Source organism: Micropepsis pineolensis (assembly GCF_055392125.1).
This window is the reverse complement of sequence record NZ_AP042408.1, coordinates 2,198,773-2,217,123: the sequence shown is the minus strand read 5'-3', so window position 1 is coordinate 2,217,123 and position 18,351 is coordinate 2,198,773. Positions and strand designations below refer to the sequence as shown.

Sequence of the window (18,351 nt, the reverse complement as noted above, 5' to 3'; positions counted from 1 at the left end):
GGACTCCTAACCAGTAGCAGAGGGTAGCGACGATGCAGACGGCGGCGAGGCGTCGGAAGTCCTTGAGCCGATAGAAGGTCCGTTCGATGGCGTTGCGGTCTCGGTAGAGATAGGGCGAGAAGCAGTTCTTCCAGCGTCGGTTCGCCTTGGGCGGAATGTTCGGCGCCGCTCCGGAGCCTTCGATCTTTCGTCGAACCTTGTCGCTGTCATAGCCTTTGTCGCCATGCACCAGGCGGGTTTCTGGCAACTGATCAAGCAAAACATCTGCCGCCGTACAGTCGGCTTGGTTGCCGCCCGTCAGCAGGAAGGCGATGGGCCGGCAGGCGTCAGCCAGAAATACGCGCGATCCAAAATCAGAGACCTTGAATCATATTTCCGTTCAATCAAATACAACTTTTATAGGTCCGAACCCTAGCAGGCTGTTGGAAAACCACTAGCAGAATCGCGTTTAAGTGATTCTCTCGGTGTTGGATTGCGCCGGGGATTGAAGAATGCGTGGGGCTGACGAACTGTCTAGATCACTATTTTCCTACGTTGATTTTTAGACTCGGGTGCCGAAGAGCCATCCGCTGCGGGCGTTACTGCTGCAGGCCTTCTATACGATCTGCTCCGAGCGGCTGGAGTTCGACCTGCTGTTCCGCGGGTTCGTTGGGCTAGAGATCGATGATCCGGTGTGGGACTATTCGGTGTTCTCGATCAACCACAATCGGTTGCTCGAAGGTAAGATAGCGGTGAAGTTCCTGAACGCGATCCTGGCGTTGCCTAAAGTCAAAAAAGCTGCTGTCCTCAGAACTCTTCTCGGTTGACGGCACCTTGGTGGAAGCTTGGGCGAGCATGAAGAGCTTCAAGCCCAGGAACGGTGGCGACAACGAGACCCATGCCTCGACCAGTGATTCCGACGCCATGCTCTGCGCAAGGGGGCTGGCATGGAAGCTAAGCAGTGCTTCATCGGTCACTCCTTGAGATGGAGAACCACGAGCGGACTGACCGCATGCGATCACGCTGGGAGGTGACAAAGGCTTTGATGCCGTCGACATTGTAATGGAGTTGCGCGAGATCAACGTGACACCGCACATTGCCCGGAACACCAGCCGCCACTCGGCGATTGATGGACGCACGACGTGTCACCCCGTATATGCGGTCAGCCTGGGCATTCGCAAGCGGATCGAGGAAGGCTTCGGTTGGATGAAGGCCATCGCGGGCTGGAGAAGGTAGGATGGGCCTTCACCTTTGCGGCAGCGGCCTACAATCTCGTCCGGCTTCCGAAATTGATCACCGCTCCAGGAGGCAACAATGGCAACAGATAAAACGATCTATACGATTGCTGACCATATCCCCCTCTGGATCGAGCAAACAGGTTCGGTTCACATCAAAACATGTGACCCACACGGCGATCCCGTCGAATTAGGTGAAGAAGAAGCGCTTGAATTGGCAGCACTTCTGATAAGACTCGTCAAGGAATTGAGAGTGTGACTTCTTCAACAGCCTGCTAGGGCTCATGTGTGGCCGTATAAGTGCTATACATGGCATCCTGCCTAATAGGCGTACTAAATTCTGTTACTCAAGAAACATAGAGTGATATGTTGTATTCCGATAAAAAAAGGATACCTCAGTGGAGAATCAAATGAATATTTCATTATTATTAATTATATTAAAGGGGCTTTTGCGCAACATTCATTTGTTTATTTTAATATTAGTACCGATATTTTCTCTTTTTCTATACATATACTATTCTACTCCTATGATTTATTCCGCATCTGCAGTTATTGGGCCACCTAGGCAATCTCCAACAGATTATTTTATGTCTAGTAACAGTAATTCAATATCGTCTGGGAGTATAGCAAGAAAAATACTTGGCGGCTCTTCAAATAATAGCGATGATTTTAACGAATATTTGCAGCTACTAACGTCTACTAAACTTGCAAATGTATTAATACAAAAAGATCACATTTTACAAATTTTATATTATGAAAAATGGGATGAGAATAAACACAGTTGGAAAAAAGGTAACCGTAATTATATTGCAATTATTAAAGAAAAAATAGGTGTTCCAACAAAGGAAACTCCTGATGTAGATGATGTAGTTTCTTTTTTGGAGCGTAGTCTAAGCGTAGAACCCTCTACTACTAATAAAAAGTCAAAAGCATCTTCTCTTATTAGTGGTTCCTCATATCAAACAGTTACATTAAAATATAAAAACCATGATACCGCTGTATACTTACTAAATTTAATATTAGCGGAGGCCGATAATATTATAAGAGGCGATTTGCATGATAATGTTTGTTCTAGATTGAGATATTTAAATAAGTTAACAGCAGATGAAGTTCTAACAGATAAACGTGAAGCGTTGATATCAGTTATTTCTGGGCAAGAGCAATTGAAAATGATGCTTGAAGTTGATCCTAGATTTGCAATAAGTTTAATAATACCTCCATATGCTTCGTTAATGCCGGTCTCTCATGGTCTTAGTTATTACGTCGCTTTAAGTATCGGTTTATCATTTTTAATCTGGGTGTGTTTAGTGTCATTTATCCTGTATAAAAAGGATATTTTTTCTAGCCAGGTTAGAGTTAAATAACGATTTTCGGGCAGAGCCTGCATAGGTTGATACTAGTATAAAAATAGACAGCGATTTCTTTGGCGTTGGTAGTGTAGAGCGCTTTACGCATCTCGTTGTGGAAGATAAATAAAAAATGCCTCACTCAAGGCCTAGCGCCAGTGCGTAATTTACGATATCGCATGATCGGCAATCGATTTCTATAAAAGCGATTGTATACCCCAAAGGTAGTCTTTCGTGATATTGGCCTACTGATAGTCTGTCGATTTTGTATACAGATAATCATTCACAACGGCTCGCGACCTCGGTTGTTCTAAGTGTTGAGTCCCGGCATTTTGTGGAGTGGATTTAAGATGAAGCCTTTCGGCTCATTTATTCAGATCTTGCAGAGTGATAGCGCTTGACAGAGGCCATCCTTGATGGTCGGTTCATGCGTTCTCAGGCTCTCTTGACTATTTTTGTATCGCTCGACGCACCGCAGTTGTCGTTGTGGCGACGCCAAGTAGAACTTGTTCCATATGGCTCCTTCTATGCGAAGGATAATATCTTGCTTTAAACCTTGGGACTCCCCCCCCTTAGGGCGACCAAGTCTACCGGCCCCCTTTTTTTATGTTCGTCTGTAAGCCTTCTCGTCGATATTAGCGGGCTGTAATCTCAGTCCACAACCGTTTATTTTAGACTGTGTTTTTGCAAAATTATAGAAGCATAACCTATTGAGGTTGATTAACTATTTTCGATCTGGTTCTAAGATGAGGAAAATCAAGTGCTATTTTGGCATTCTATTAAGTTAAAAAAAGATCATTGGCGAAAAAAATCAATGCGTGGAAAGTACATGTTCCGACGCGTGCCATTATCCGAGGTAATGTTTTTTATTGATACGGTTTTAAACCTTCTTTTTAAATTGAGAGGTAATGTAAGTATTCCTCTGCACCCCCAAAAAATACTGATCGCTAATTGGGCGCATGCAGGTGATGTCATTATTACGTTTGGTCTCACGCGTGCTATTCGTGAATTATACCCTAATGCGCAGATAGATATGCTAGTAGGTAGCTGGGGGAGTGAGGTAGCAAAAGTTAGTGGTTTAGTAGATCGGGTCCATATTGTTGATCACTGGATGCTTAACCGATCAAATACGTGTTGGTTTAATAAAGTTCGACACTATTTCACTACTAGGAAGGTAGCGCTTTGCAATATCCGAAGTGAAAAATATGACATAGCAATTAATGCATATCCTTTTTTTCCAACAGTAAATTTTTTTTTCTATTTGGCATCTATTTTTTGTCGAATTGGTTTTTCATCATGTGGTTTTTGGCCTTTTTTAACACACCACATTGACTGGCTAGATGAAGATCGTTTTATGTCGGATTATAATCGAGATATTTTAAGGGTGCTTAATGCTAAACGGTTTCAGCAACCGGGGGATTTACAGCCTGCATTGAATAAACATGATTTTTTACATTTACCGCACACTATTAATCTTGAAAGTAAGTATATTGTTATACATCCTGGGGCCGGGTCAACTACTCGTGATTGGGGGGACAATAATTGGCGGGTGCTGCTTGAGCTGTTTCAGCAAGATGCTGAACTAGCGAGCTATAAGGTAGTAATTACAGGAGCGGGGAGCCGCGAAACTTCTATCGTGAGCCGTGTGTTAGGCTCAACTGAGGGAGTTACTAATCTAGCTGGTCAAACAAATTGGAATGATTTTCTATCAATCTTAGCACACGCATCCTTAATTGTCTGTCCAGATACAGCTGCGGCCCACGCAGGTGCTCTGTTCGAAATACCTACGGTCTGCTTGTTTACAGGGACGAATAATCCCAAACAATGGGGGGCAGCAAATCCTAAAGCTACCATTATTACATATGCTACGCCATGCGCTCCGTGCTACCGTAAAGGATGCGATAATATGGTTTGTATAAAAAACATATCTCCCAAAGTCGTTTTTTTTGAAGCTAAACGCATTATAAATGCGCTGCCCACGACTTCAAAAGTAACAGGGTAGGCGCAGATAAGGTAAAAACCTTGTGAGAGACAGATGGTTAGAGATAGGCGCCGTAGCCGGTTAGCGGCAAGTATTCAGGGAGTGTCAGTAATTTCTTGTGCGTGCGGGCGGTTGAACATAATTAGGCCATTACCTTTGTGAAGCGCGTCCCGAAGAGGATAGCGAACTTAGCCTTTGCCATGCACCACGCACGAGCAGGCGAGGTCCATTCTTTCTCGGTTCGGTTCAAGACCGGAAACAATAATTTCATCGCGGCATTTTTGTTCGGGAAGTGCCCTCTGGCGCGGACGGCGCGCCGCAGTTTCGCGTTCATCGATTCAATAGCATTGGTCGTATAGAGCAATCGCCGTACCTCGCCGGAATGGCCTCGCCCCAGGCTCGCCGCCAGCACGGCCCGGTAGATGTCCTTCAACGCGGCGGCCACGGCCTTGCGATCTTTCCAGAAGACAAAGCTCAGGCTCTGGCGCAACAGATGGACGACACAGGTCTGCACGGTGGTGTTGGGAAAGCCCTTCAGACCATCGACGACGGCAATCAAAATATCTTCGACGCCACGGTTCTTGATCTCGTTCATGACCCGCAACCAGAACTTAGCGCCTTCATTTAGTTCAATCCAAAGGCCGAAAATATCCTTGATCCCATCGAAGATTGAGGCGGAACTGTAATCGATCCGGTGGATCGATTGTTCGCCGAAATAGCGGGTAAACCGGCTCCAGGGGGCCGACCTGCCTGAGAGCGACTTCATCCAGAACCGCATCGGTTACCGCGCTGATCCGGTCGGGCGAGACGTCGATGCCGTAGAGTTGTGCAGGTGGCCCGTGATCTTGCGCGTGCTCATACCGCGAGCATACATCGAGACGATCTTGTCGTCGAAGCCGGAAAACCGCCGTTGATATTTGGCGATCAAGTGCGGATCGCAACGTTGATTGCCGGTCGAAAGATGATGGTCCATCTCGGCATTCAGCATCCGTTCGGCCAGGGCCTTCTTCAGACCGTCGAGCCTGACAGTATCGTCTATACCGACAGGCTTTGCAGCTACGACGTACTCGGCGCTTCCGAGTTCCATCACCTCCGCATCAATCACAGCAAAAGTTCGTCGAGGAGAAGAACCACATCAACGGCATCGAGATTTTTTGGGACCAAGCCAAACGACATCTGCGGCGTTATAATAGCATACCCCGCCACAGCTTTCCGCTTTTCCTCAAGGAGTGCGAATGGCGCTTCAACTACCGTCCAACCACAAATCTCCTCAAGACTTTACGGATGTGGTACCATAGCCTTTATTGTCACCTTAAGAGTAAAATATGTTTGTTTTCTAATTGTTAACTGTGGTAGTTGTGAGACTGTTAGTCTATCTATATGTGTTTTTTGTTGGCGTCATTAATTAATTGACGGAGTAAGTAACTGTGGAAAGAAAGATGGATGAGATGGAACAAAAGACTCATACAAAAGGGTTGATTCCTGATTGGCTGTTCATTTTAGAGATGGCCAATAACCATATGGGCGATATCGACCATGGAGTTCGTATTGTTCATGATTTTGCAGAGGTCGCCAAAGAATTTAATTTTAATTTTGCATTTAAGCTGCAATATCGCGATATTAAAACGTTTATTCACCCCGACTACCGTGGTCGTTATGATGTTCGCTTAGTAAAGCGCTTTTCCGAGACGCACCTTGAAAAAGTACAACGGTTAAAATTACTGCATGCAATTAAGGAATCGGGCTTCATCAGTATGTGCACGGCGTTCGACGAAGTTTCTGTCGACGAGATTGTTGCGGACGGCTATGACATTCTCAAAATTGCCAGTTGCTCGTTCTCGGACTGGCCGTTGCTTGAAAAGGCAGCGCAAACGGATTTGCCAATTGTTATTTCCTGTGGCGGTGCATCCATCAAGCAGATCGATAATGTTGTGGCATTTCTCAAGCATCGTGAAAAAGATTTCGTGTTGATGCACTGCGTCGCAGAATATCCGACCACAAACGAAAAGCTGCAGCTCAACCAACTTGCATACCTGCAACAGCGTTATCCTGGAGTGCGTATTGGATATTCAACGCATGAGGCACCAACAGAGACGTTGCCAGTTTCTATGGCGATTACTAAAGGCTGCTCCATTTTCGAAAAACATGTTGGTGTGCCGACGGAAACAATCACGCTGAATAGCTATTCAGCGAATCCTGATCAGGTGCGAGCCTGGTTAAAAGCTGCGGAACTTGCCCGCCTGATCAATGGTGCCGAAGGTTTTCGTCCGGAATCTACTGTTGCAGAAAAAAAGAGCTTAAGTGAGTTGCATCGTGGCGTTTTCGTCAAGCGGGATGTCAAGGCTGGCGAAGCGTTGTCGCTGGAAGATGTTTTTATGTCAATTCCAGCTCCGGAAGGGTGTGTGCTCGCGCAAGATTGGTCGAAATACGCCAAATTTTATGCGACTGCAGACATTAAGAAAAATGGCGCCGTGACGATTGAGAATAGTCGGCAGGTCGAAGAGCGCGAAAAAATTTATGATATTGTGCAGAAGGTGAAGGCGATACTAAAAGACGCCAACATCAAGCTGCCAGGGGAAGTTGCGCTCGAAATATCGCACCACTATGGGGTAGACCAGTTTGATAAGTATGGTATCACGGTTATTACCGTAGTTAATCGCGAGTACTGCAAGCGTTTGATCATTGTGCTTCCGGGGCAAACACATCCGGAACAGTATCACAAGCTCAAGGAAGAGACCTTCCATGTTCTGTATGGTGACGTCACCATTACGCTGGATGGCAAGTCACAGACGGTAGATGCTGGTGGCGTCGTGACAGTCGAACGCGAAGTTCGTCATGGTTTTACTTCGAATGGCGGTGCGATTATTGAGGAAATTTCCTCAACCTACGCTAAAGATGATACGTTCTATACAGACCCGACAATCGGTCAGTATGCTGGGCGGAAAACATTCTTGACCTACTGGATGTCGTAACAGAGCAAATGCCGGCGGTGTATCCGTCGGCATTTAAGGTTGCCAACGCAGGAAGACAGGCAGTTTTTTTGTAGGAATTCTAAGGGATGGTTATGTCTCAGAGTAAACGGTTAGCGGATTGCGTTTTTGATTTCGTTGCATCGCGGGGTGTCGACAAGGTGTTCTTGGTTCCTGGCGGTGGGGCGATGTATCTTGTTGATGCGCTGGGGCAGAATCCAAATATCAGTTTTGTTCCTACTCATCATGAGCAGGCTGCAGCGGTTGCTGCAGAAGCCTATGCTCGTATCCGCGGGGGACTCGGCTGTGCGCTTGTGACAACGGGGCCTGGCGGTACTAATACTCTTACCGCCGTCGCAGGTGCTTGGATAGAGTCCATCCCGCTGATGATTATCTCCGGCCAGGCTAAGCGCTCTGATCTGGTGGGGGACCGCGGTGTACGTCAAATGGGGGTGCAGGAAGTAGATATTGCTTCCGTCGTTCGACCCATCACAAAATATTCCGTTATGATAATGGATGCCAAAGACATCCGTTATCATATGGAAAAAGCTGCCTATGAGGCGTTGTCTGGGCGCATGGGGCCGGTATGGATCGATATTCCGCTTGATGTGCAAGCGTCTCTTATTGATTGGGATGAGTTAGAAGGGGTCACGCCGCCGGTCGAAGCTGCGCCTGCCTCGGATCTGGCTGAGCAGATCGCCAGTGTGATTGATTTGCTCAATAAGGCTGAACGGCCTGTTCTGCTGGCAGGGCATGGCGTTCGTCTTTCGAATGCTGGCGAAGTTTTCCGTCAGACCTGCGAGATGCTCGGCATTCCTGTACTGACGACATGGAACGCCATGGATCTGCTGCCGGAAACACATCCTCTGGCGATGGGTAAACCAGGCGTAGTTGCGCTGCGCGGCGCTAATTTCACTGTGCAGAACAGCGATTTGCTGCTGGTTGTTGGTGCGCGTCTGGATAATCTGGTGACTGCGTACAATCCGGAAAAGTTCGGTCGCAATGCCAAAAAAATTCTGATTGATATTGATCAGAACGAACTAAAGAAGTTTTCTCCGGAAATGAACATCGCTAAGGCGATAAAGGCTGATGCGGGCGATTTCTTTAAGGCGTTCATTGCACAGAAAAAACAGCTTACATCGATTGATCGTTCAGGTTGGCTGGCACAGTGCACGGAATGGAAAAAGCGTTATCCGCTTAATGATGGTCAGTCTTTTGCGACGAGTGGTCCGATCAGCCATTATCATATTACCAAGGTTTTGTCTGACGAGATTCCAGAAAACACGCTAATTGCTACTGGTAGTTCTGGTCTGGCGATTGAGATTTTTTATACTGGCTTTGCCACTAAGCCTGGGCAACGGATTTTTCTCAACACAGGTCTTGGGGCCATGGGGTACGGTCTACCTACCATGATCGGCGCGGGTGTTGCTTCTGGTGCATCCTCGTTCGTCGCGGTGGAAAGCGATGGCAGCCTGATGATGAACATTCAGGAACTGCAGACGCTTTTTACCCTGAACCTGCCAATGAAATTGTTTGTGCTGAACAACGGTGGTTATGCCTCAATCCGTAACACCCAACGTAATTATTTCAACGGTCGCTATGTCGCTTGCGGACCTGAAGGCCGGTTGGGAATGCCGGATTTTGTGGAAGTCGCGAGGGCGTTCGGTATCGAAGCTTTCCGTATAGAAGACGCGTCACAACTGGTCGATGGTGTGCGTTTTGCGCTGTCCAAACGTGGTCCGTTACTTGTTGACGTGCAGCTGATGAGAAATGAAGCCCTATGGCCCAAATCTGCAGCACTTCCGCAAGCGGACGGCACCATGCGTTCAATGCCTTTGGAAGACATGTCGCCACTTCTGCCGCGAGATGAATTCCGCGCGAATATGTTGGTTCCTCTTGATCCGGCATCAGATAACATTACCGAAGAGCAGATCAGGACGTCGCAGAATGTCACTCGGTCCTGATGCTTCGAATGTGCGGGGCGCCATCCTGTTTGATCTGGATGGCACCCTGATCGATAGTGCGCCATCTCTCACACGAGGATTGAATGTTTTCGTGCAACGCCGCGGAGGCGCGCCGGTATCAGATGCCGAAGTGCGCAGCTGGATCAGCTTGGGCGGTGAGACGATGATACGGGGCGCGTTAGGGGATAAGGCCGGGAATCCCGAAACCGACATTGCGGAATTCCGCAGCATACTTCGTGAGCAGAAGGGAAATCCATCGGATTTGTTTCCTGGTGTTGCGGCGGCATTGCGGGCATTGCGGCAGCAGGGATACAAAATAGCCCTCTGCACCAATAAGCGGGAGGATATCGCCAATCCACTGATCCGAGATCTTGGTATTGACCATCTGATTGATGGTGTGGCTGGTGGTGCACCGGGACACACGTTGAAGCCCAGTCGTTTTCTGGCAGATCTAGCGTTGGAGCGGATCGGCTATCAAGGTGGGGCGATCGTCTTTGTTGGTGACAGCGAAGTGGATGCGGAAACAGCCGCAGTGGCAGGTTTTCCCTTTATCCTTGTTAGCTTTGGTTATCCGGTTGGTGACATCAACGCGATTGTTTGCCAGAAAAAAATTGACCGTTTCTCCGATTTACCCGATGCAGTCGAAAATGTTCTGGCGAAACGCTGAGATATAAAGCGTATTGATCTGCAAAAATATTAGGGAGTTGGTGTCATGAAAGCCGTAATTCTGGCCGGCGGACTTGGTTCGCGTTTAAGCGAGGAAACTGAGACAAAACCAAAGCCAATGGTGGAGGTTGGTGGGCACCCGATCCTGTGGCATATCATGAAGATATACTCCCATTACGGTATCAATGACTTTGTGGTCTGCCTGGGATATAAGGGCTACAAAATTAAAGAATTCTTCCTTAATTACCGAACACAGTCCTCTGATCTGACGATCGACATTGCGACGAATAACGTGACCGTGCATCAGAGTTATGCGGAGCCATGGAAGGTAACGCTGGTCGAAACCGGTGAAGGTTCAATGACTGGTGGGCGTTTGCGCCGGGTACGCAAATATATTGAGAATGAAGAAAGCTTCTGCTTCACCTATGGTGACGGCGTTTCAGATGTGCCGATTGATAAGCTGATTGCCCTGCACAAGACGCAGAAGAAACTGGCTACGGTCACTGCAGTGCGCCCGTTGGCGCGCTTTGGTGCACTGGTAATTCAGAATGGTGGAGTTCAGCGGTTCGAAGAAAAACCATTAAATGAGAGTGGATTGATAAATGGTGGTTTCTTTGTGCTGTCTCCCAAAGTTCTCGACTATATCGATGGCGATACCACAATCTGGGAGCGGGAACCTATGGAACGGATTGTTGCCGCTGGACAGATGGCTGCATATGAACATCAAGGTTTCTGGCAACCAATGGATACACTACGTGACAAGCAGCATCTGGAGACCTTATGGGACAACGGCAAAGCGCCGTGGAAGGTCTGGTGATCGTTGATGGCTAAGGAATTCTGGACTGGGAAAAAGGTTTTCCTGACCGGTCACACCGGTTTTAAAGGGGCGTGGATGACGCTCCTGCTGCAGCGTCTTGGGGCCAAGGTTGCAGGCTATGCCTTACCGCCGCCGACAGAGCCTAGTCTGTTCACGATTGTAAAAGCTGATGCAGGCATCACCCATCATGTGGGTGACATTCGTGATGCCGCAACGCTGGAGCAGGCGATGGCGGATTTTGCTCCGGACATCGTCTTCCATATGGCCGCACAGCCTCTGGTGCGTCTGTCCTACGCAGAACCAGTTGAGACCTACGACATCAATGTCATGGGGACTGTGCATGTACTTGAAGCCGTGCGGAAAACCCATTCAGTACAGGCTGCGGTCGTTATTACCAGCGACAAATGCTATGAAAACCGCGAGGTGATCTGGCCCTATCGCGAAACCGATGCTATGGGCGGTTATGATCCCTACAGCAGCAGCAAAGGCTGCGCCGAACTGGTGACATCAGCCTATGGCCGTTCTTATTTCCAGCCCTCTATGGGCGGTGCTTCCATCGCGTCGGTGCGTGCTGGCAATGTCATAGGTGGTGGTGACTGGGCGGCGGACAGAATTATGGCTGATCTGGCGCGCGGTTTAATTGCAGGCGAAAAGATCGTCATTCGTCGTCCTGATGCCATTCGTCCGTGGCAGCATGTGCTGGAACCACTGCATGGTTATCTTGCAGTCGCCGAGCGTTTGGTAAGCCATGGTCCCTTTGCCTGGGAGGGGTGGAATTTCGGCCCCAATACCGAAAGCGAAAGGAATGTCGGCGCACTAGCCCGCCTTGCCTGCGAAACGTGGGGTGCACCAGATGCGCTGGTCATTCAGCCCGATCCCAATGCTGTGCATGAAGCGACATTACTTAAACTGGATTCAATCAAATCGAGAACGTATCTGGGGTGGGGCCCACGCTGGGGTTTCGCTGACACTGTGCGTCATACGGTTGAATGGTATCGCGCTTATAAGGATGGCACAGATATGGCCGAGTTTACGCGTCGGCAGATGGATATCTATGCGGCATCGCCGGTACTTGTATAAATTTTGTCTTCCGTCAGTTTTTTATAATGGAGTTTTCTTTGGCTACCGAAAACGAAACGGCAAACGCTGATCAGACTGAAGCCGAACGCCTGCGGGCGCAAATTTTGGATTTGGTTGAGCGTTACGCTGAGATTGCCCATACCCCGAAACCTTTCGTACCCGGTGTGTCGCCGGTGCGGGTTTCAGGTAAGGTATATGGTGCGGAAGAAATGCGGAGCCTAGTCGATGCCTCGCTGGATTTTTGGCTGACTACAGGCCGCTTCAACGATGCGTTCGAAGCCCGCCTTGCTTCTTTCATAGGACGCCGTTTTGCGCTGACGTGCAATTCTGGCTCGTCTGCTAATCTCATTGCTTTGAGCGCATTGACGACGAAACATCTTGGTGCCCGCCAGCTTAAGCCTGGTGACGAGGTCCTTACCTGCGCCACAGGGTTTCCGACGACGGTTAATCCCGTGATCCAGAATCGTCTCGTGCCGGTTTTTGTTGACGTAGATATTCCGACTTACAATATTCGCACGGATATGCTTGAAGCGGCGGTCAGTGAAAAGACACGCGCGATCATGGTGGCACATACACTGGGCAACCCCTTTAACATTGATGCTGTCATGGCAGTGGCAAAAAAACACAACCTTCTTGTTGTTGAAGATTGCTGCGATGCCTTGGGGGCGACCTATAATGGTCAGCATGTCGGTACTTTCGGGGATGTCGGCACTTTAAGTTTCTATCCGGCCCACCATATCACTATGGGTGAGGGCGGGGCGGTCTTCACACATGATGGTTTGATCAAGCGCGCATTAGAGTCTGTACGTGACTGGGGCCGCGATTGCTATTGTGCTCCAGGCAAAGACAATACCTGTAAGAAGCGTTATCAATGGAAACTCGGCGATCTGCCCAAGGGCTATGATCACAAATATACCTATTCAAATCTGGGGTATAATCTAAAGATTACGGATATGCAGGCCGCAGTCGGTTTGGCACAGATGGATCGTCTCGAGGGCTTCATCGCTGCGCGTCGGCATAATTTCGCCTATCTCAAGCAGGCGTTAAAGCCGTTGGAAGAGTTCCTCATTCTACCGGAAGCGACTGCGAAGTCAGATCCGTCTTGGTTTGGTTTTCCGATCACCGTCAAGCCTGGCGCGCCATTCAGTCGTGACGATCTGGTACACTATCTCAACGATCAGCAGATTCACACCCGTCTTTTGTTTGCTGGTAACCTGATCCGTCAGCCTTATATGAAAGATCGTGAATATCGCGTGGTTGGCTCGCTCGACAACAGCGATCTTGTGATGAACGCCACCTTCTGGATCGGCGTATTTCCAGCGTTGCAGGATACACATCTCGATTACATTATTGAGAAAATGTCGGCCTTCGTCGCGCAGAAATAAACGGAGCGTCTGAGCCGAATTGTTGCCGGATTTGTGAGGATTTCCTCCGGTCCGGCAATTTTTTACCATGACCTGAAATACTGGAATCAATATGTTTGCCTTTGCGGAACAGGCTCATTTCATCGTAACCGGAGCAACCGGTTGGATCGGCAGTGCCACGCTCGATTATCTCGCTGCACAGCTCGGGCCGACCTTCTCTGGTCGAATTCATGCTTTCGCAAGTTGTGATCGGGAATTGGTTTTGCGTAATGGGCAGAGAGTATCTTGCCATGAACTGGCCAAAATTGACGATTTGCCAGCAGGCGATTATTACGTCTTACATAACGCATTTCTGACACGTGACCGAGTAAGCGGTATGTCGCTGCAGGACTATATTGCAGCCAATAACGCAATAACCGATCTGGTGGCGAAGGCTGCGTTGCGCCTTAAGGCGCGCGGGGTCTTCGTTCCATCATCTGGTGCGGTCTATACGCGCGAGCATAAAATTGATGAAGATCTCGAAAATAATCCGTATGGCGTGATGAAATACCACGACGAGCTGCGCTTTACTGAGGTTGCAGATACCATCGGCTGCCCAGCAGTTATTACGCGTGTTTTCAACCTGGCGGGCCCCTATATCAATAAAACGGGTTCTTATGCGCTAGCCTGCATCATTAGTGACGCCCTGAACAACAGACCTGTGACACTGCGGGCCGATCATCGTGTCGTTCGTTCCTACATTCATATCGATGATCTGGTGCGCCTCATTCTGACCTGTCTACAAAAGGGTGGTGCTGGGCAGCGCTATCATTTCGATACGGCGGGCGAGGTCGCCGTCGAAGTGGGAGAATTGGCGCAGTTGGTTCTTGAGACGTTACAGCCTGACTGTCAGGAAATCCGCCGCCCCGCGCTGGGCGATAGCGCCGATGACTATTATGTCGGGGATTCCGCGGCTATGCAGGCACTGTTGTCGTCGTTTGGCTTCACTAACCGTACGCTACGCCAGCAGATTATCGATACGGCCAATTTCTTACGCGCATAGGTTACGTCGGTCCGTAATTTGGTCCACTCCCGCCTTCGGGCGGAACCCAGTGGATGTTTTGTGCCGGGTCTTGGATTTCACAGGCTTTGCAGTGCAGGCAGTTGGCGGCATTGATCTGAAATTTTAGACCATTATCTGTTTCAATGATTTCATAGACATCCGCCGGGCAGTAGCGCTGGGCGGGTTCTTTGTATTCCGGCCAGTTTTTTTTGAGCGGCACATCGGCATCGGCCAGATGCAAATGCACGGGCTGATCTTCCTCATACGCCATGTTGGCCAGGTACAGACTACTCGACCGATCAAACGTCACTACACCATCGGGCCTCACTGTCGGGCGCTGTTTGCTTGCCGATGCGGGGGTAAGCAGGTGGTCGGCGGCCCCTAGCGTCATCGTGCCAAGAGGCCCAACACCGAAAAGCGTGTGGCACCACATGTCGATACCAGCCAGGGCTGCGCCAATGCAGGTGCCGAAACGTGACCATAACGGTTTAGCATTGCGCACCGGCTTCAAATCACCCGCTATGGCGCCGAGAGCAAACCCATCGCGATAACCGGTCAGGACATCGCCACCACGCCCATGGGCCAGTGCCGTGGCTGCGTCTTCGGCAGCGGCAACGCCAGAAGCGATGGCGTTATGAATACCTTTGATGCGTGGCAGATTGAGGAACCCGGCCGCATCACCGACTAATCCGCCGCCAGGAAAGCTCAAAACCGGCACCGCCTGATAACCACCTTCGCTGACCACGCGCGCGCCATAGCCAATGCGTTTAGCCCCCTTGAAAAAGTGTTTCAGGACAGGATGCAGTTTAGCCCGCTGCATTTCATCAAAGGGGGAGAGCCACGGGTTACGGTAATTGAGGTGCACCACCATACCGAACGAACATAACCTGTCGCCCCAATGGTACATAAAGGCGCCCCCACCGGTTTTATCGTCCAGTGGCCAGCCCATGCTGTGCAACACCAGTCCGGGGCGATGCCGATCCGGGGTAAGCTGCCAGAGCTCTTTAATTCCCAATCCGTATTTCTGCGCTTCACAATCTTTCTGCAGATCAAACCGGGCAATAATCTTTTCGCTTAAGAACCCGCGGGCACCTTCGGCCAGCAACACATAGCGGCCCCTCAGTTCCATACCGGGGGTGAAGTTTGCTTTCTTGGCCCCATCGCGCGACCGCCCCATATCTCCGGTGATAATGCCGGTCACTTCACCATGCGCGCCAAACAGCATCTGGTCGGCGGCAAAGCCGGGATAAATCTCTACGCCCATCGCTTCGGCCCGTTCGGCCAGTTTGCGGCAGACCTCGCCCAGGCTGACGATATAGCAGCCCCGGTTATGCATCAGTGGCGGTAACAGCATTTCTGGAATGCGGACGTGATGCCGGGCGGTGAGGTAATAAAAGCGGTCTTCGCTGACCGGGGTATGTGTAAAGCCCAAACCCTGCCAATCGGGCAGCAGCGCCGATAGCGAGCCGGGGTCAAGCACCGCGCCGGAAAGAATGTGGGCACCAATCTCGGCCCCCTTGTCGATCAGGCAGATACTGACCGCATCGCCCCGTAACTGTTTCAGCCGGATGGCCGCTGCCAGCCCGGCCGGTCCACCGCCGACAATGACCACGTCATACTGCATCGTTTCGCGTTGCAAATCATCCGCCATGAACGTCATTAAGGCACAGCTTTACTTTTGGGCCAAGCTGTTGTCATCGCATCCGCAAGATACAACATGGATTGCAAACTTTTCAGCATAGGCTTGCAAGGTACGCTCTGGTTTGCCACTAATCGCGCCTGAAATGTTAGCCTGTTGCTATCGCTTAGCATGATCTTGAGAGATGCTTGGTCGCCAATGACACAGATACGTTCCTTACAACTCGTCGCGTCTTTTACCCGGCAAACCATTATTGTGCTGGGCGATGTTATGCTCGACCGCTTCATCTATGGCGCGGTGGAGCGCATTTCGCCCGAAGCGCCGGTGCCGGTGCTGTCTGTGGTCAAGGAATATGCCATGCCGGGCGGGGCGGCCAATGTGGCGCGCAATGTTGCCTCGCTGGGTGGCAAGGCCATCCTGATGGGGGTGATGGGCAACGATAGCAATGGCCGCATACTGGCCGATTTGCTGGCGCAGAATCTCAGCATAGATAACCAGCTGCTGGTTGTGACCGAGCGACCGACGACGACCAAAACCCGTCTGGTCGCCGAAAACCAGCAGATCGTCCGCGTCGACAGCGAGGTCCGCCATGGTCTGGGCGCGTCGGCCAAAGCCCTGATTGCCCGCTTTGCCGAGCAGGTTGCCAAAGCTGACCTCGTCATCCTGTCCGATTATGCCAAGGGCGTACTGACCAAAGAGGTGTTGCACGAGGTGATCGCTTTGGCGCGCGCCGCGGGCAAGCCCATCGTGGCGGATCCCAAAAGTGACGACATCAGCCGTTATGACGGGGCCAGTGTCATCACGCCCAATTTTGGCGAGGCGGCCAAGGCCACCGGCATTACGGGGCGCGACAATGCCGCCGCCGAAGCTATGGCCGGGGCCATTCTGGCCGCCGCGCCGGCTCTTGGCGCCGTGGTCATCACCCGCAGTGCCGACGGGATGAGCCTGGCCGAGCGGGGTAAACCCATCCGCCATGTTCCGGTTGCCGCCCGCGAGGTCAGTGATGTCTCGGGTGCTGGCGATACTGTAGTGGCGGCACTGGCGCTGGCGCTGGCGGCCGGGGCCGATCTGACCGAAGCGGTGGATCTGTCCAATGCCGCGGCCGGCATTGCGGTGGCTAAGCGCGGCACGGCAGAAGTCCGGGCCGAGGAACTGATGGCGGAGTACCGTCAGGAAGAAATCGGCCAGATGGTGGCCAAGAATGCCGATCTGTCTGAAGCACAGGCCCAGGTCAAAGCCTGGCGCGACCAGGGCTTACGTGTCGGTTTCACCAATGGCTGTTTCGATTTAATTCATCCCGGTCACGTTTCGCTGCTGGCGCAGGCGCGCGGGGCATGCGACCGGCTGATCGTCGGCCTGAATACGGATGAATCGGTACAGCGGCTCAAAGGGCCGACCCGCCCGGTGCAGGATGAACGGGCCCGCGCCGTGGTATTGGGTGCGCTGGCTTCGGTCGATATGGTCGTGTTGTTCGGTGAGGAAACCCCGAAAGAGCTGATCGAGAAAATTCGCCCCGATGTGCTGGTCAAAGGCGCCGATTACCGGATTGATCAGGTGGTCGGGGCCGATTTCGTGCAAAGCTATGGCGGCAAGGTCGTTCTGGTCAATCTGACCGAGGGGCAGAGCACCACCGGAATCATTTCCCGCATCGACCGCCAGAAGGTCTGAACAGGAGCATAGGATGACTGCTGTAGAAGAGCTTTTCGATAGCGAAACGGCCGATCATGCCGCGATCATAACGGCGGTGCAGGGCAGTCTGCGTGCCCCGTTTGCGGCATTGGTGGCTGCAAGCGTGGCCAGTCTGAAATCCGGTGGCAAGGTATTGTTCTTCGGCAATGGTGGCAGCGCAGCCGATGCTCAGCATCTGGCCACCGAACTGGTGGTGCGCTATCGCAAGAACCGTCCGTCACTGGCGGCAATTGCGCTGACGACAGATACCTCGGCACTGACGGCCATCGGTAACGATTACGGGTTCGAGGATCTGTTTTCCCGTCAGGTTGAAGGTCTGGGCCGCAAGGGCGATGTTGCCATCGGCATCTCGACCTCGGGCAACAGCCCGAATGTGCTGAAGGCGCTGAAGCTGGCCCGTGACATGGGGCTGGTGACGGTGGGCTTTGGTGGCGGCACCGGCGGCAAGCTGCCGGATGTCTGCGATATTTCCCTGATTGTACCGTCGCCGGTAACGGCGCGCATTCAGGAATGTCATATCCTGATCGGCCATATGCTGTGCGGTGCGGTCGAGGCAGAAATGGGTTACGTATGACGTGTC

At 51.0% G+C, this 18,351-nt stretch carries 13 protein-coding genes and 4 pseudogenes; 14 read left to right on the top strand and 3 right to left on the bottom strand.

Going from position 1 to position 18,351, the window contains the following annotated elements; translation table 11 throughout:
* Positions 1 to 7: 7 nt before the first annotated feature.
* Positions 8 to 319 (bottom strand): annotated as a pseudogene (locus ACZ5RI_RS09845) (transposase); the annotation flags it as partial.
* 232 nt (positions 320 to 551) lie between these two features.
* On the opposite strand from ACZ5RI_RS09845, the pseudogene ACZ5RI_RS09840 reads away from it, so the two are divergent.
* From ACZ5RI_RS09840 to ACZ5RI_RS09825, 4 genes and pseudogenes are all read left to right on the top strand, one after another.
* Positions 552 to 1,307, top strand: a pseudogene (locus tag ACZ5RI_RS09840) (transposase).
* Positions 1,294 to 1,473: a DUF6360 family protein gene (locus tag ACZ5RI_RS09835; RefSeq protein WP_464512123.1), complete on the top strand. Its 180-nt coding sequence runs from the start codon at positions 1,294 to 1,296 to the stop codon at positions 1,471 to 1,473. Before ACZ5RI_RS09840 ends, ACZ5RI_RS09835 begins: the two are co-directional and overlap by 14 nt.
* 151 nt (positions 1,474 to 1,624) lie before the next feature.
* Positions 1,625 to 2,578 carry a hypothetical protein gene (locus tag ACZ5RI_RS09830; RefSeq protein WP_464512112.1) on the top strand — a complete coding sequence of 318 codons (954 nt, stop codon included), beginning with the start codon at positions 1,625 to 1,627 and terminating at the stop codon, positions 2,576 to 2,578.
* Between the two features lie 742 nt (positions 2,579 to 3,320).
* Entirely contained in the window at positions 3,321 to 4,562 is a 1,242-nt protein-coding gene (locus tag ACZ5RI_RS09825) for a glycosyltransferase family 9 protein (RefSeq protein ID WP_464512109.1), read from the top strand.
* Between the two features lie 121 nt (positions 4,563 to 4,683).
* Here the strand turns inward: ACZ5RI_RS09825 and ACZ5RI_RS09820 are convergent.
* Positions 4,684 to 5,628, bottom strand: a pseudogene (locus tag ACZ5RI_RS09820) (transposase).
* Between ACZ5RI_RS09820 and ACZ5RI_RS09815 the strand changes: the two are divergent.
* The 8 genes and pseudogenes from ACZ5RI_RS09815 to ACZ5RI_RS09780 form a co-directional block, all read left to right on the top strand.
* Positions 5,551 to 5,888: pseudogene (locus ACZ5RI_RS09815) on the top strand (transposase); the annotation flags it as partial. The pseudogenes ACZ5RI_RS09820 and ACZ5RI_RS09815 sit on opposite strands and share 78 nt — an antisense overlap.
* Positions 5,889 to 5,980: 92 nt before the next feature.
* A complete protein-coding gene (locus ACZ5RI_RS09810) occupies positions 5,981 to 7,513 on the top strand; it encodes an N-acetylneuraminate synthase family protein (RefSeq protein ID WP_464512106.1) in 1,533 nt (510 codons plus the stop codon).
* An 86-nt stretch (positions 7,514 to 7,599) separates the two neighbouring features.
* Positions 7,600 to 9,474, top strand: a complete 1,875-nt coding sequence (locus ACZ5RI_RS09805) for a thiamine pyrophosphate-binding protein (RefSeq protein WP_464512103.1) — start codon at positions 7,600 to 7,602, stop codon at positions 9,472 to 9,474.
* Entirely contained in the window at positions 9,458 to 10,141 is a 684-nt protein-coding gene (locus ACZ5RI_RS09800) for an HAD family hydrolase (protein ID WP_464512100.1), read from the top strand. Before ACZ5RI_RS09805 ends, ACZ5RI_RS09800 begins: the two co-directional genes overlap by 17 nt.
* A gap of 45 nt (positions 10,142 to 10,186) precedes the next feature.
* Positions 10,187 to 10,957, top strand: coding sequence for a glucose-1-phosphate cytidylyltransferase (rfbF, locus tag ACZ5RI_RS09795; RefSeq protein ID WP_464512097.1), 771 nt, complete (start codon positions 10,187 to 10,189; stop codon positions 10,955 to 10,957).
* Positions 10,958 to 10,960: 3 nt separating this feature from the next.
* Positions 10,961 to 12,037, top strand: coding sequence for a CDP-glucose 4,6-dehydratase (gene rfbG / locus ACZ5RI_RS09790; RefSeq protein ID WP_464512093.1), 1,077 nt, complete (start codon positions 10,961 to 10,963; stop codon positions 12,035 to 12,037).
* A 26-nt stretch (positions 12,038 to 12,063) separates the two neighbouring features.
* Entirely contained in the window at positions 12,064 to 13,422 is a 1,359-nt protein-coding gene (rfbH, locus tag ACZ5RI_RS09785; protein ID WP_464512089.1) for a lipopolysaccharide biosynthesis protein RfbH, read from the top strand.
* Positions 13,423 to 13,513: 91 nt separating this feature from the next.
* Complete coding sequence (locus tag ACZ5RI_RS09780; protein WP_464512085.1) at positions 13,514 to 14,443, top strand: NAD-dependent epimerase/dehydratase family protein; 930 nt, start codon at positions 13,514 to 13,516, stop codon at positions 14,441 to 14,443.
* Position 14,444: 1 nt separating this feature from the next.
* On the opposite strand, the gene ACZ5RI_RS09775 is transcribed toward ACZ5RI_RS09780, so the two are convergent.
* The gene (locus ACZ5RI_RS09775) at positions 14,445 to 16,103 is read right to left on the bottom strand and encodes an electron transfer flavoprotein-ubiquinone oxidoreductase (protein ID WP_464512081.1); all 1,659 of its coding nucleotides are present in this window, start codon (positions 16,101 to 16,103) and stop codon (positions 14,445 to 14,447) included.
* A gap of 177 nt (positions 16,104 to 16,280) precedes the next feature.
* Between ACZ5RI_RS09775 and rfaE1 the strand changes: the two genes are divergently transcribed.
* Positions 16,281 to 17,750: a D-glycero-beta-D-manno-heptose-7-phosphate kinase gene (gene rfaE1, locus ACZ5RI_RS09770; RefSeq protein WP_464512077.1), complete on the top strand. Its 1,470-nt coding sequence runs from the start codon at positions 16,281 to 16,283 to the stop codon at positions 17,748 to 17,750.
* 13 nt (positions 17,751 to 17,763) lie between these two features.
* Positions 17,764 to 18,345, top strand: a complete 582-nt coding sequence (locus ACZ5RI_RS09765) for a D-sedoheptulose 7-phosphate isomerase (protein WP_464512073.1) — start codon at positions 17,764 to 17,766, stop codon at positions 18,343 to 18,345.
* Positions 18,346 to 18,351 lie beyond the last annotated feature (6 nt).

Coding starts and splice junctions, on each gene's coding strand:
- ACZ5RI_RS09835 (WP_464512123.1), top strand. CDS start 1,294: ATGGCAACAGATAAAACGATCTATACGATTGCTGACCATATCCCCCTC.
- ACZ5RI_RS09830 (WP_464512112.1), top strand. CDS start 1,625: ATGAATATTTCATTATTATTAATTATATTAAAGGGGCTTTTGCGCAAC.
- ACZ5RI_RS09810 (WP_464512106.1), top strand. CDS start 5,981: ATGGATGAGATGGAACAAAAGACTCATACAAAAGGGTTGATTCCTGAT.
- ACZ5RI_RS09805 (WP_464512103.1), top strand. CDS start 7,600: ATGGTTATGTCTCAGAGTAAACGGTTAGCGGATTGCGTTTTTGATTTC.
- ACZ5RI_RS09800 (WP_464512100.1), top strand. CDS start 9,458: ATGTCACTCGGTCCTGATGCTTCGAATGTGCGGGGCGCCATCCTGTTT.
- rfbF (WP_464512097.1), top strand. CDS start 10,187: ATGAAAGCCGTAATTCTGGCCGGCGGACTTGGTTCGCGTTTAAGCGAG.
- rfbH (WP_464512089.1), top strand. CDS start 12,064: ATGGAGTTTTCTTTGGCTACCGAAAACGAAACGGCAAACGCTGATCAG.
- ACZ5RI_RS09780 (WP_464512085.1), top strand. CDS start 13,514: ATGTTTGCCTTTGCGGAACAGGCTCATTTCATCGTAACCGGAGCAACC.
- ACZ5RI_RS09775 (WP_464512081.1), bottom strand. CDS start 16,103: ATGACGTTCATGGCGGATGATTTGCAACGCGAAACGATGCAGTATGAC.
- rfaE1 (WP_464512077.1), top strand. CDS start 16,281: ATGACACAGATACGTTCCTTACAACTCGTCGCGTCTTTTACCCGGCAA.
- ACZ5RI_RS09765 (WP_464512073.1), top strand. CDS start 17,764: ATGACTGCTGTAGAAGAGCTTTTCGATAGCGAAACGGCCGATCATGCC.